Genomic DNA, 14,013 nt, shown 5'->3' on the forward strand with positions numbered 1-14,013 from the left:
CAATCCATTAAATCAATAACCTTAACTCAAAAAAATTAATCAATATGAGCAATCGAAGAGATTTCATCAAGAAAAGCAGTTTGATTGGGGTTGCAGGACTTGTAGATCCAGTCACTACATTTGCAGCGCCTGTACAGATAAATCAGAATCCTGAAACAAAAGTAGAAAACTCCAAATGGGCAGATGGTTCCCGTTTGATTGTTTCTGTTTCCATGCAATTTGAAGCCGGTGGTCAGCCCGACAATGCGGAAAGTCCGTTTCCACGAAATATGGAAAAAGGATATATAGATTTACCCTCCTCCACTTGGTATGAATACGGATACAAAGAAGGAATTCCGCGGATGCTTGATAATTGGGATCAACTTGGAATTAAAGTAACATCTCATATGGTAGGAACTGCGGTATTGAAAAATCCGGCTCTGGCAAAGGAAATTGTTGACAGAGGTCATGAAGCCGCTGCTCACGGAATGAGCTGGAATTCACAGTACAATTTATCATACGAAGACGAGAAGAAATTTATAAAAGATGGTGTTGATGCTATCAAAAAGACAACAGGTTTTACTCCTGTCGGATACAATGCAAACTGGCTTCGAAGAGGTGAAAATACTTTAAAAATTTTGCAGGAGCTTGGTTTTAAATATCATATTGATGATCTCAGTCGTGATGAGCCGTTCATTATCAAGGTAAACAATAAAGATTTTGTGGTTGTACCTTATACTATTCGATGTAATGATATTGTTTTAATAGAAGGTAAAAATTTTTCTATAGATCAGTTTATCAATCAGGTAAAAGCAGAATTTGATCAATTATACAAAGAAAGTGCAAACAAAAGAAGACAACTATCAATCAGTTTTCATGATCGTATTGGCGGTACACCTCAAATGGTAAAAATTACGGCAGATTTAATAAAATATATTCAGGAGCATAAAGGAGTTTCTTTTAAACGCAAAGATGAAATTGCAGAAATGGCATTACACGATAAAACCATCATTAGGGAATAAATATCGTTGAAATGTAACTCAATCAAAAACTCAAAAATTAATATTTAAATACTATTATTATGAAAAATATTTTAAAAATAAGAAAATCAGCAGGTTCACATTGGTTCACTTGGTTGATTATGATCGTATTTTTTGCTTCATTTAATATATTAAACGCACAGCAAAAAGTAAAAAATATTGTATTGGTACATGGTGCTTTTGCAGATGGATCCGGCTGGGAAGGTGTATATAAAATATTGGTCAAACACGGATACAATGTAAGTGTTGTCGGAAATCCAAATACCGGACTCGCAGACGATGCTGAAGCAACCAGAAGAGTTTTAGAACGTCAGAACGGCCCTGCAATTTTGGTAGGACATTCTTATGGCGGAGCTATCATTACTGAAGCCGGATTAGAAAAAAATGTAGCCGGACTTGTTTTTGTAGCAGCCTTCGTTCCTGATACAGGAGAATCATTGATGCAGCTTGCACAATCTGGCCCGCCATCTCCCAACTCTGGTATTCTTCCTCCTCAAAGTGGATTTTTATGGTATGATAAAGCAAAATTTCATTCAGGTTTTTGTGCTGATCTTAGTGCTGAAAAAGCCGCCTTTATGTTTGACTCGCAAGTTCCTGTATCTGTTTCAGCTTTTCAGGCAACGATTACTAAAGCAGCATGGAAAACAAAACCAAGCTGGTATGTTGTTGCTTCACAAGATCAAACCATTCCACCAGACGGTCAAAGATTTATGGCTAAACGCGCCAATGCAAAAGTTACCGAAATTAAAGGAAGTCACGTCGTATTTATTTCCCAACCGGCGGCAGTAGCAGCTGTAATTGAGGAAGCCGCAAATGGAGCTTTAAAATAAGGTATTAATTATACATAAATATCAAATGAAAAATCAAGAAAAAACATGGTTTATCACGGGAGCTTCTCAAGGTATCGGACTTATTTTAGTAAAACAGTTACTGGAAAAAGAATATAATGTTGCTGCAACAGCCCGAAATATTGAAACGCTAAATATGGATTTGCTAATTATAAAATTGATTCGCTGAAAAATGAAATCGAAGCCAATAAAGAACTTACTTTTTCAACAGATTTTAAGGAATAATTTACGCTTTTACCATTTATAACAACGCCAATAAATTCTATTGGCGTTGTTTTATATTGGAGAGGAGTGTCTTTATTTATTAAATATTTTTCTAACAATCAATAGGCTATTTTAAAGAACAGACGAGTCATTTTCATCTAATTTATATATTATACTATTTTGTTTATATATTATACTCTTTTGCGTTTTGGAGCGATTGCTTCAGTTCAGCTACCTGTCCTTTGCTAAGTCCTGCTATCTTGCAGTAGAGTATTTTTGTTTTCTGCTCTTGAGGCCTTATAATAAGTTTCAGAGATGTGGTGAATAATCCTTTGCGGATGCTAAATCCGACCAACATATCAATAGGAAATTCTATAGGTTTTACTGATGGGTTTATTTTCCAGAAATAAGGCTGCTTTATAGAAATGAACTGCAAAGAGTTTTCATATTCAAAAAGTTTTAGTTTTAAAAATATATAAAAAACGATAATAAAAGCCACTGCACAGATCAAAGAAAATTGCAGGTGTAATGATAAAGGTTTTAAAAATAATAGTATAAATCCTCCAAAAAACAATAACATTAAAAGAATTATCAATATTCTGGTGTAAAAAACGATGTTTTTTTTGTTGTTTATTTTTTTCATCATCTGAGTTAAAAAGAACCCCTTTTAGAAAAATTTCTACCATTATACTTATATTTAATCCTAAAAATAATAAGGGGTTTAAGGCTTAATTGATTATAAAAATAGGATCAACATACATTTTTGACCCTTGTTTTACTTACTGATAATATTCTTCCATTAAACTCTTCCGTTGCTTTGTTTCGAGATTAATGTATTCTAATTTTTTATACTCACAAAAAGATCCCATATCTCTATCGCCATTGATAAAAACGGCTCCTACTAAGATTACATATTTACAAGGATAGTTAGTTTCTTTTACCAACACTTCTATCCTTTCATCAATGGCTTCATACATCACTTCCGTAGCTTCAAATATTTGATTTTCTGCATTTAAGATTCGATTTTTCTGATGAAGGAAGATCTGCTCAATGGTATTCATCTGAAAGTCCAGTGAAGTGATATTTCCTTCAATAATTTCTCCTGCCAAAAGTTTTCCCAATGCTCCTTTAGCAGCACCACAACACGCCGAATTACCATTCTGCCCTATTCTGCTTATTTCGCCAATAGTTCCATCTTTGGTAACCCCGATATGTGGCGCATAAAATACGATCACTGCCCCATCTTCCGGAACGTGATGTGCAAATGCATTCATTCCCGTGATTCCGGCAAATGGAAAACCATCAAGACCTCCCAAATGAAAAGGCCCCAACATCTCGTAAGCTCTTGGCGGATATTGGATGGCATTCACATCATCACAACACATACTGTCGGCATGCATTAATTGGTTCGGTTTTAAGCCGATATGTTTTTCAATCGTGTCTAACAGGCGATTAACCGTATCGATGGATGTTAATGCTTTCGGATACCATTTTCTAACGGATTCTAAGTGTTCCATAATTTTGTTTGTGTTTATTTATTTACATTAAAATATTATTCTGTGCAGCAATCGCCGGTGGCAAATCTTTTTCGCCCAGCATTTCTCTTAAATCAATTTCTATATTTCTGCTTATCTGTGTAATAGGAACATCGTTGGCGTTTCCTTCAAACGGGTTTTCGGTACTTTCGCCTATTTGTTCTAAAACCAAGAAAACCCAACCTAAAATCATACTGAAAGGAATAGTAAGCCAGATAATATTTTCACCAAATTTTTCGATAAGCTTTGAAAATTCACTAAGGAAACCAAATGGTAACAGGATACAAAACAGGTTAGTAAAATATAAATTGATGCTCGAAAACTGCCTCGGATAGGGAAAATTTTTAATACGTTCGCATTTTCCCTGCTGGTCATATAATTCTTTTAGCTGATTTTCCAGAGCAACATAATTGTAATCGGATATATTGCCTTCTTCGTTAAGCTTTTTTAGCTCAGAAGATTGTAAAGCAATGATTTGCGTTGCACGGTTTTTTGTTGATAGAATATATTGAAGCTCTTCCTTACTGAGAAAACTCTTTAGCTCTTCATCTAAATTACTTTCCCATTCAGGTACTTTGTAATATTTGAGATATTCACGGTTGTAACTTTTTGTTTTTATATTTTCCCAGCTTTTAATTTCTCGAAGCTGAAAACGCAATGCAGTAAGCCACGCAAAATGACGGTAAATAATCTGTTGATGTAATTGTTTTTCATGAACTTTATCTTCTGAACGGATAAAATCTTTTGTCATAATTCCAAAAGCCCTACTGTTATTGATAATAGCACCATAAACCTTTCGCGCTTCCCACGTACGGTTGTAAGTCTGAGTATTTTTGAAACCGGAAATAAATGCAGTCGCAGTTCCCAACAAAGCCACCGGAACCCAGGGAATCGCCAGCCATTTCCAATCAAGAAAATAAAATAGAAGCGTCGGAATTATACTTAATATCAACATTTTATAAATCTTAACCCTTGTCCAGGGAATAAAATGTCTGAGTTTGTAATGAGAACTTATATTCATATTAATTTAATTTTTTGAAGAGAATTTACTAATTAAAATTCCCACTAAAACAACTGTGTAAAACTGCCCTGCAACACCAATAAAAGCTGTAACAAGTTTGGTAATGTGATGATTGGGCGTGATGTCTCCAAAACCAATACTGGTAAAGGTTATAGAGCAAAAATAGACCAGGTCTGTAAATATACTTGCTGGTGACAAAGTATCTATTTCTTTAAAAGACAGCGGATTATAATATTCAAATGTTTGTAATAAGAAAACTGAAATCTCTATCAATAAAAAATAACCACACGCAGATGCTGAAATAATATCACTATTAATATATCCCGGCTTCAATAAAAACCGAAGCAGTTCTAAAAACAGGAATGCAAAAAAGACTACATAATTGATATTGAGAAAGGTAAAATACCAATGTACATCCTTGAAAAAAGGAATTCCTATAGGCAAAAGCAGTACGACAATGAAATGAAGATTTCTGAACCAATGTCTCCAGCTGTGTTTTCCTGTAAACATAAAAATACTTCCCAATCCCAACATTAGCATGTTGATTGGCCAGACAATTCGGGTATAGAAATCGAGATCAGTGATGAAAATACCTACGAACAGGTGCTGAATCAGTGCAAAAAGTAATAATTCGTATTTTTTACTTTGTAAAAATATTTTTGCTGTCTCCACTTCTAATTTGCCTGTCCAATATCTAATCTGTCAAACTTTCCATCAGCATTCTGATGAAATTTGAAAAATACAGGAAAAGTACCCCAATGTCCTGCTTTGAAGTTTCCTTTGATATCTTTTCCATCATTTCCTACGATATCAATTGTTAGAAAAATCTCTACTCCGCAGGCTTCCTTTACAAAGCTTTGAAAGTTACGAGAACTTCCATCATCAGTCATCGTTGCATCTGCAGTAAAGTAAGATAGAAAAGTTTTGCTGTCACCATTTTGCCAAGCATCGAAAGCGGCTTTTACGGTTTTGTTTGTAAGTTTGTTTGTGTCCATATTTTGTGTTTTTTTAATTGTTTCTGCTTTTTGAGTTTTTGATTGTCCACAGGCTGTAAGTGAGAGACTAACAGCAAGAAACGTCATGATTGGAAGCGTTATTTTAATCATTGAAAATTTACTGTTTATAATGGGCCATTTTTAAGTGGATGCTGTAGGTAAATGATGATCAGATTCAATAAAAGAAATGGTAATTCTATTGCCACGCCTTTCAAATCTCTGTCAACCAAATGAAAACAGATAATCAATAAAATTCCTGCTGCCATTAAAAAATTGCCCCAAACAAAGGTTTTTGGGAAAATAATCAGCAGACTGCTCAGCATTGTTACTGCTCCAATGATCATCAAACCTGTTTTATTGATATTCCATTTCCCGAACATTTCTATCATCTCGGGTTTTCCTGAGAACATCGCCCATCCTTGTTTTAAGCCCATAAATATGGCGACAAGCATTAATGCAGAATTAATAATTTTTAGTATCATATTGTATTTTTTTAATAGTTCACGCCAATAGTTGCAGTATATAAGTTGCCTTGTCTAAATGTCGCGATTATCGTTTATCAATCGCTTCTTCTCATTTCATATTTATCCAAAAACACTTAAATTTTTCGCAATATCCTTGCCTTCATACGGTGGGAAAACATCCAATTCCAAATCGGGATTTCCTATCAGCATCGCTTTTGTATTACTTAAAACATCAAAACCAGCCTTGCCATAATATTTACCCATTCCGGCATAACCAACACCTCCAAAAGGTAAACTGTCTATCCAGCAGTGCAGATTGGTCTGGTTGATACAACCACCACCAAAAGATACAGAATTTAAGAAATAATCTATATTCTGTTGATTTTTACTAAAGAAATAAGCAGCCAGAGACTTCGGTTTACGCTTAATAATTTCTACAATTTCTTTTAAATCATTGTAAACCAAAATCGGAAATACAGGTCCGAAAATTTCCTGTTGCATCGCCGGATCTTCCCAAGTGCTCGGATATAAAATGGTTGGTTCCACATATCTGGCTTTTATGTCATATCTTCCTCCTAAAACTACTTTTTCGGGGATAATATAAGAAGCGACTCTTTCGGTATCGTGTTCACTTATCATTCTTGCAAAATCAGGACTTTGACTTGGGTCTTCACCATACATTTTTACAACAGAAGCTTTCAGTTTATTCAGAAATTCATCAGCAATACTTTTGTGTACATATACGTAACCCGGAGCAATGCACCATTGACCGGAGATCGCCATATGTCCCCAAGCAATACGGTCTGCAGCAATGTCTAGATTTGCAGTTTCATCAACGACTGTCGGGTTTTGACCGCCCAATTCCAAAACTATTGGTGTAAGATTTTCAGCAGCAGCACGCATTACGACTTTGCCAACAGCAGAACTTCCCGTAAAGAAGATAAAATCGAAAGGCAACTCTAATAATGCTGTGATTTCCTCTCTTCCTCCGGTAACAATATTTACAGCTTCAGGTTCAAAATATTTTGGAATAAGATCCTGAAAAAGAGCCGCAACTGTAGGTGTTGTATTTGCCGGTTTAAGAATAACGGGATTTCCTGCTGCCAAAGCTGCTATGGCAGGGTCGAGCAATAATAAAATTGGCGCATTGAAGGGACCAATGACTAAAGTTACCCCAAAAGGTTCTTTGTAAATAATACCTCTGTTCCCCGTTTCTTCCAATCCTTTTGGTATGGCAACCGACTCGGGAGTCATTAATTGTTTAAGATTTTCTTTATAATATTTTATATTTCCTAATGGAACTGTAATTTCGAATAATTGCTCAAAAGGAGGTTTATTAAAATCGGTTTTCAGAGCCTGACAAAATGTTTCCTGATTTTCAGTAAGCATTTTCTCTAACCTGTTGAGCTGATCCATCCGCCACTCATAAGTTTTGGAAACATCGGTATAGAAAAACTCTTTTTGTGTGTCGAAAAGTGATTGGTATTTATTCATGTCTTTTTATTTAATAGTATAAATTTCTGAATGGCAATTTTTTAATGATATTTATTTAAACAGATAATATTCTACTTTTCATTTTCTTTGGATAAAATAAATTACTTTTCTTCATTGCGTCTTGTGTCGGCATTCTATAAATTATTTCACATTTTAAATACTTACAAAAATCAACAATGGAAACCATATTTGTGTGGTGAACTTTTCAGATGTTGTAAGGATTTCGGAATTTCTTTTGTTGTTTTTCCTTAACCTAAAAAGAGTAAAGATTGTGAATTATATAGTCTGGGTCAACATTATGATTCGTAGATTAAATATATCATCGCCCAAAATCATTCACAAAAAAGTATTCATATTACTCCTTAAATAACTGTTATTCTATTGGAAAAATTATCTAAATTTGAAGAAGAGTGAGAATGAAGATGTAGTCGTTTTTATTCGGCTCTCTCTTATTAACACTCCAAAATATTTCTCATCAATTAGAGATCAATAAGCGTTTCAATACTATCATAAATATAATAATATTCATTTATAAAGATTTTCAGTATAGAAAGTACAAAGTCAGCAATTTAATAGAAGCTTGTTGATTTATATCGGGTATTTTGATTGATTTTTAACTCTTTTTGATGTAATTTTTTAATTAAAAACGTTAGATAGAGATGTAGATTGATGAAATTCTTACCAATACTTATCTCTGTAATTCAAAAATAATTATTGAACATTTCTTTTTTAATTAAGCTATCGACTTCTAATGACGTCTTTTGGGAAAATGAAATAAAAATAATAATTAGAAGCTTAATGCTTGGGGTATACAAAATGCAAAGTGTTATTTTCGTTTTTTAACGATTTAAAATTCTAATACAAATTTTACTATAAATCAACGCTTTAGCAAAAAAATGTAGTAAACTACATGAAAAATATCGTGAATAACAAGAGATGATTTATTTATATCGAAGTGAAAATTTTTAAAATTATTCTTATTTTTCACCCTTGTATGCTTATCTGTTTTTCATTTATCTAATCTAAAAAGCATAGAAAATCATTAATTATTATTGGAAATCATGAAAATATTTCATCAGAAAATGAAAGCGAACATGTTATCATTCCAGAGGAAGGCGGTGCAGCAGAAGATTCAATTTTCAGCGATTTTGGAAAACCTCTTTTGTAGCTAATGTATACAATCCTTTTATTCCGTCTTTTCTTTCAAATGAATTCGTCACCCACTCGAAAAATTCTGTAGATATTATACCATTGATGATAACTTAAATTTTACTAGCGATTAATAGAAGTCCACAACTCCCTCATACTAAGAATAATTCTATTGTAAATAAAGTATCTCGATTGATATTTTCATCAAAATTGAACACTTTTTTTCTCAATTTAAGGATTGAGTTGTTGATTATAATTTTTTGTGTAAAAAAACAATTCAGAATATTTAACTCAGTCAACAATCTTTTGTTTTTATTAATAATAGAATAATGAGTAAATTAATTAAATTTACATTATTGGAGTAATTCACTAAGAATATAAATAGCTTGATTTCAATTTATATAAATGAAAAAAGTAAAGAATCTAGATTCGAATATTGAACAATTTGATCTTATTGCTGAAGAAATCAACAATGATTTTTTTAAAAATGAAAGACAGATCCTCCTAGAATTAGGTAAAGACCTTACCAAAGTAAGAGAAAAAAATGACCTCATCATGCTTTTTTCTAAACGGGTAAAAAGTTTGTTTTATTTCACTCATACTATTGTAACTCTTATTGACGAAAAAGATGATACTTACTGGCCATTTCTTTTGAACACGGATGCTTCTCCGATTAGAGAGCATTCTTTTTATGATAATTTAGTAGCATCCCGTTTTAAATTACACGAACCTTTTATTGATAGTATTATTGCTAATGACGGTCCAAAATCTTTTATTCTGAAGGATGTGATGGATTTGCCTGAAAGTCCGGTTTTTTTACGAATAAATTATGAAGGCGGTATAAAGGAAGTTCTTATGACTACATTATGGAATGCGGATAAGCCTATAGGTTTTCTACATATTTATTCTGATAAATCTGAAAGTTTTACGCAACAATTTAGGGAAATTATAAAGGGAATAACACCACAACTATCTGTAGCAGTTTCTAATATTATAAAAAATGAAGAGCTTGAAAAAAAGGAAATTGAAAAATCATTCCTGTTAGACTTTGGTTATGAAATAGCAACTGTAAGAAGTAAAAATGAGCTTGAACAGACCGTTAAGGCAGCTCTAAAAAAAATAAACAACATTAATGGTTTTGTAGTACGGAAAATAAATGATGATGGTACAACAATGAGCACTTACATCCATGATGATAGTATCATTCCACCCGATGATCCTATATTGATTGGTGTCGGCAGTGAAACCTTCCCTATCAATGACGGTCTGCAAAGTCGCGTACTCGACAGCTATATTCCTTTGCTATTTAGCGTAGACATTGAAATAGAAAGAGGTGTCACATCAGCTTATTTGCATTTTTGGAAACGCATTGGTTATAAAATGATGGCCGGTATAGCATTACGAAACGGCGAGACAAACCTGGGTATTTTGTGGCTGGGTATTGATGAAATTAATATTTCTCTGCTACAGGGTATATGTGCCCAAATCTCCACTGCTATGGCAAATATCATGGCAAATGAGGCATTGGAAAAAAGAAATCATGAACAATCGGTACTCCTTCAATTTAGTAATGAAATCGCAGGTGCCAGAACTAAAACTGATTTACAGGATGCTATCATTAATGTTTTACGAGATGCTTTAGACACCAAACTGGCAATGATACATACTTTTGATGATGACGGAATTGGCTTGACTCCTTACATGTCAGACACCAGCCTTTTTAAAGATGCAATGCCAAGTCATGACGAACGTATTTCTATAAAACTGACTGTAGAAGAACCTTACACAGCTAAAGTAGTCAACAGCACTGAACCTGTGGTTTTTAATGTGGAAGAAGAATTACGAACCACCAATTCTTTATTTGCACAATTATGGAAGAAAGTAGGTTTCAAGAATACTTATGCAGCTTTACTGAAAGTTGGAAATATTAAAATAGGTACCCTATGGTTATTGGCAGACTCCTTAAATCTTGCTATCGTAAAAGGTATCTGTTCACAAGTTTCTGTTGCAATCGCAAATATTCAGGCTAATGAAAAATTATTTCAATACAAACAGCAGCTTGAGCAGGAAAACACCTATCTGAAAGAACAGATCACCAATATTTACAATTTCTCTGAAATCATAGGTAATGGTCCTAAAATGCAGAAAGTGTATCAGTTAATGTCACTGGTTGCCGATTCAAATTCTACCGTTTTGATATTAGGTGAGACAGGAACGGGTAAAGAACTTATCGCACGTGCTTTACATAATGCTTCATCCAGAAAAGAAAAACTCATGATAAAGGTAAACTGTGCTGCAATGCCTGCAAACCTTATAGAGAGTGAACTCTTCGGGCATGAAAAAGGAGCTTTTACCGGAGCTACAGAAAGGCGCATCGGGAAATTTGAACTGGCCAATAACAGTACCTTATTTTTAGATGAAATTGGTGAAATGCCACTTGAAGCACAGGTCAAGTTATTGCGTGTCTTGCAGGAAAGAGAGTTAGAACGTATTGGCGGCAAAGAAACTATAAAAGTAAATGTTCGCATTATCACTGCTACAAACAGAGATCTGGAAGAAGAAGTAAATGCGGGACGTTTTCGCTCAGATCTTTTTTATAGATTGAATGTTTTCCCGATTGTTCTGCCCTCACTTAGAGAAAGAATGGAAGATCTGGAAGCTCTCGCCAACTTTTTCGTAGCCAAATACAACAAAAATACAGGGAAAAATATTACACGGATCTCCCCTAAAGCAATGCAGCAGCTGCAAAGTTATTTATGGCCCGGAAATATACGTGAGCTGGAACATCTGATTGAACGAAGTGTATTGATGACTACAGGAAATCTCTTACGCGAAGTTTATCTTCCTAAAAAATCAGAAACAGCTTCAGCTGCCAACGAGAATATATCCGGTCAATCTCTTGAAGAAATGGAACGTACTTTTATTATCAACGCTCTCAAGCGATGCAAAGGAAAAATATCCGGTGCTGGCGGTGCTGCCGAAGTATTAGAAATTCCTGGCAACACATTACATTCTAAAATGAAAAAACTTAATATTGGTAAAGCTGATTATTTTAATTGATAATTAAATTTTAAAAATAAACTTGTCTAAACTTTTTATTTTAACCACAAAAGAAGCAAAAGATTAAACATATTATTTTATTAAAGTTCATAATTAACAGTAAATAAGAACACATAAGTTTTTAAAAATCTTCTTGTATTGAGCGGAGTCGAAATATTATTCTTTTGAGGGCTTTTGCTTTCAAAATGGCTCAATCATTACTTTTGTCTCTTTTGTGGTTAAAATAAAAATTCAAACAGACTTAATATATAATCCCATTGTTCTAAAAAAGCAGTGGGATTTTTATTTGTTTAAAAAGGAATTATGCAATAGCAATCAATACTTAAAATTCAATGATGTTTCACTAAATAAAATGAATACTAAAATGAATTCACTAAATACAGTGAAATTTAATTTTCATAAAACAATATAATATTTTGATAACCAAATAATTAAATCAATGGCAAGCCAATTGACTTATAGATAGTAAGAAACACTATCGTTTCATTATAACATTAAAACTTTACAATATGAAAATTTTAGTAATTGGAGGATCAGGATTAATTGGTACAAAAACAGTAAATAATCTTCGTCAACTTGGACACAATGTCATTTCAGCGTCACCTTCAACAGGTATTAACACAATTACCGGCGAAGGACTTGCCGAAGCAGTATCGGGATGCGACGTGGTTATAGATTTAGCAAACTCCCCATCATTCGCAGATAATGACGTGATGGAATTTTTCGAAACTTCAGGCCGTAACTTATTAGCTGCCGAAATCAATGCAAGTGTTAAGCATCATATCGCTTTATCTGTAGTTGGTACAGATCGTTTACAAAAAAGTGGGTATTTCAGAGCTAAACAAGCTCAGGAAGATTTGATAAAAAAATCAGGAGTTCCTTATACTATCATTCACTCTACTCAGTTTATGGAATTTCTTGGTAGCATCGTTGCCTCAGCTCGTGCAGAAGGAAGCGTAAAATTATCTACCGCAAAAATTCAGCCCATTGCAGCCGAAGACGTTGCTGCTATCGTTGCAGAAATTGCTCTTACTGAACCAATCAACACTATTGTAGAAATTGGTGGTCCGGAAAGATTCAGCTTATCTGGTCTTGTACAAAACTACCTTTCTAAAACCAAAGATTCACTTGAAGTAATAGAAGATAATGAGGCGTTGTATTTCGGTTCTCCACTCGATGATCTTACTCTTGTCCCTAAAGATGATGCAAGACTGGGAACATTAACTTTTGAAGAATGGTTTCCTAACCGTCCTCAGCCGAAAGCATAACTGTCATCTAAACAATATTTAAAATTAATCATCATGAAAAAATTACAATTATCAGAGGTCATTACGCCTCCTGTTCAGGGCAATGATGAATTTTTTGCAAGAAAAGTTAGAGCAAAAGATTTTAATGGCTTAATGGATCCTATCATTGGTTTTGACCATTTTGAGCTGACTAAAGATATATTTGGACCTCATCCACACGCAGGAATGGCAGCTTTAAGCTATGTGTTTGAAGATTCTGCACCCTACCAAAGTATAGATTCTCTTGGTAACAATATTACGGTAACCCCCGGAAGTCTTCTCTGGACTTGGGCAGGAAGCGGTGTTGTTCATTCAGAATATCCTGTACCGGATGGCGCTTCTGTAGAAGGATTGCAATTATTTGTAAATATTCCCGGAAGCAAAAAACATCTTAAACCACAAAGCGTATTCATAGATCAATCTCAAATGCCTGAAATTAAAAAAGACGGTGTATTAGTAAGAGTTGTTTGCGGAGAAACAGAGAATATTGTAAATCCGATAACAACACCAGAACCACTTACTTTACTTCACATTTTTATTGAAGCTGAGACAGAATTTTCCCACACAATTCCGGTTGGATGGTCAGGTACAGTCTTCGCCATTGAAGGACATTTTGACCTGATCACTAATGAGCAAACCACAGAACTGGAAGAAGGCAGTGCCCTTGCTATGGGACAGTCAGACCATGATGAGACCATTACTCTTAAAGGAATAGCTAACAGTCAACTACTATTTATTTCCGGAAAACCGCTTTATGAGGAAGTTTTCACAAAAGGTGCGATGGCTATGGAAAGTAATGAATCCTTAAATGCTGCACTAGAAGATTATAATTCAGGTAAAATGGGCTTTATTAAGATGGAAGGTGACAATCGTATCGTAGTAGCTCCTATTTAAAGGCAATCAAACAATTTTTCGAAAACAATTTCAATTTTTTATAA

Annotated in this window: 13 protein-coding genes; 6 read left to right on the forward strand and 7 right to left on the reverse strand. The window is 34.1% G+C overall.

Annotated elements, in window-relative coordinates; all coding sequences use genetic code 11:
* Nucleotides 1-44 precede the first annotated feature (44 nt).
* The 3 genes from AC1Q7L_RS05640 to AC1Q7L_RS05650 are packed head-to-tail and all read left to right on the forward strand — an operon-like array spanning nucleotide 45 to nucleotide 2,036.
* On the forward strand, nucleotides 45-1,001 hold the full coding sequence (locus AC1Q7L_RS05640; protein WP_492306760.1) for a polysaccharide deacetylase family protein: 957 nt from the start codon (nucleotides 45-47) through the stop codon (nucleotides 999-1,001).
* A gap of 59 nt (nucleotides 1,002-1,060) precedes the next feature.
* Nucleotides 1,061-1,849: an alpha/beta hydrolase gene (locus AC1Q7L_RS05645; protein WP_492306761.1), complete on the forward strand. Its 789-nt coding sequence runs from the start codon at nucleotides 1,061-1,063 to the stop codon at nucleotides 1,847-1,849.
* Between the two features lie 25 nt (nucleotides 1,850-1,874).
* Complete coding sequence (locus tag AC1Q7L_RS05650; protein WP_492306762.1) at nucleotides 1,875-2,036, forward strand: SDR family NAD(P)-dependent oxidoreductase; 162 nt, start codon at nucleotides 1,875-1,877, stop codon at nucleotides 2,034-2,036.
* A gap of 219 nt (nucleotides 2,037-2,255) precedes the next feature.
* On the opposite strand, the gene AC1Q7L_RS05655 is transcribed toward AC1Q7L_RS05650, so the two are convergent.
* The 7 genes from AC1Q7L_RS05655 to AC1Q7L_RS05685 all read right to left on the reverse strand — a co-directional run bounded on the left by AC1Q7L_RS05655 (nucleotide 2,256) and on the right by AC1Q7L_RS05685 (nucleotide 7,580).
* Nucleotides 2,256-2,714, reverse strand: a complete 459-nt coding sequence (locus AC1Q7L_RS05655; protein WP_492306763.1) for a hypothetical protein — start codon at nucleotides 2,712-2,714, stop codon at nucleotides 2,256-2,258.
* 136 nt (nucleotides 2,715-2,850) lie between these two features.
* Nucleotides 2,851-3,588: a hypothetical protein gene (locus AC1Q7L_RS05660; protein WP_492306764.1), complete on the reverse strand. Its 738-nt coding sequence runs from the start codon at nucleotides 3,586-3,588 to the stop codon at nucleotides 2,851-2,853.
* Nucleotides 3,589-3,610: 22 nt separating this feature from the next.
* Nucleotides 3,611-4,627, reverse strand: coding sequence for a bestrophin family protein (locus AC1Q7L_RS05665; RefSeq protein WP_492306765.1), 1,017 nt, complete (start codon nucleotides 4,625-4,627; stop codon nucleotides 3,611-3,613).
* A gap of 6 nt (nucleotides 4,628-4,633) precedes the next feature.
* Entirely contained in the window at nucleotides 4,634-5,299 is a 666-nt protein-coding gene (locus AC1Q7L_RS05670; protein WP_492306766.1) for an ion channel, read from the reverse strand.
* Between the two features lie 2 nt (nucleotides 5,300-5,301).
* Nucleotides 5,302-5,622, reverse strand: coding sequence for a hypothetical protein (locus AC1Q7L_RS05675; protein ID WP_492306767.1), 321 nt, complete (start codon nucleotides 5,620-5,622; stop codon nucleotides 5,302-5,304).
* A 125-nt stretch (nucleotides 5,623-5,747) separates the two neighbouring features.
* A complete protein-coding gene (locus AC1Q7L_RS05680; protein WP_492306768.1) occupies nucleotides 5,748-6,104 on the reverse strand; it encodes a DoxX family protein in 357 nt (118 codons plus the stop codon).
* Nucleotides 6,105-6,206: 102 nt separating this feature from the next.
* Nucleotides 6,207-7,580, reverse strand: a complete 1,374-nt coding sequence (locus AC1Q7L_RS05685) for an aldehyde dehydrogenase family protein (RefSeq protein WP_492306769.1) — start codon at nucleotides 7,578-7,580, stop codon at nucleotides 6,207-6,209.
* 1,554 nt (nucleotides 7,581-9,134) lie between these two features.
* Between AC1Q7L_RS05685 and AC1Q7L_RS05690 the strand changes: the two genes are divergently transcribed.
* From AC1Q7L_RS05690 to AC1Q7L_RS05700, 3 genes are all read left to right on the forward strand, one after another.
* Nucleotides 9,135-11,789 carry a sigma 54-interacting transcriptional regulator gene (locus AC1Q7L_RS05690; protein ID WP_492306770.1) on the forward strand — a complete coding sequence of 885 codons (2,655 nt, stop codon included), beginning with the start codon at nucleotides 9,135-9,137 and terminating at the stop codon, nucleotides 11,787-11,789.
* Between the two features lie 509 nt (nucleotides 11,790-12,298).
* Nucleotides 12,299-13,057: an SDR family oxidoreductase gene (locus tag AC1Q7L_RS05695; protein ID WP_492306771.1), complete on the forward strand. Its 759-nt coding sequence runs from the start codon at nucleotides 12,299-12,301 to the stop codon at nucleotides 13,055-13,057.
* 33 nt (nucleotides 13,058-13,090) lie between these two features.
* Complete coding sequence (locus tag AC1Q7L_RS05700; protein WP_492306772.1) at nucleotides 13,091-13,969, forward strand: pirin family protein; 879 nt, start codon at nucleotides 13,091-13,093, stop codon at nucleotides 13,967-13,969.
* Nucleotides 13,970-14,013: the final 44 nt, after the last annotated feature.

This window comes from Chryseobacterium sp. GW823-FHT05E08, from assembly GCF_058795655.1.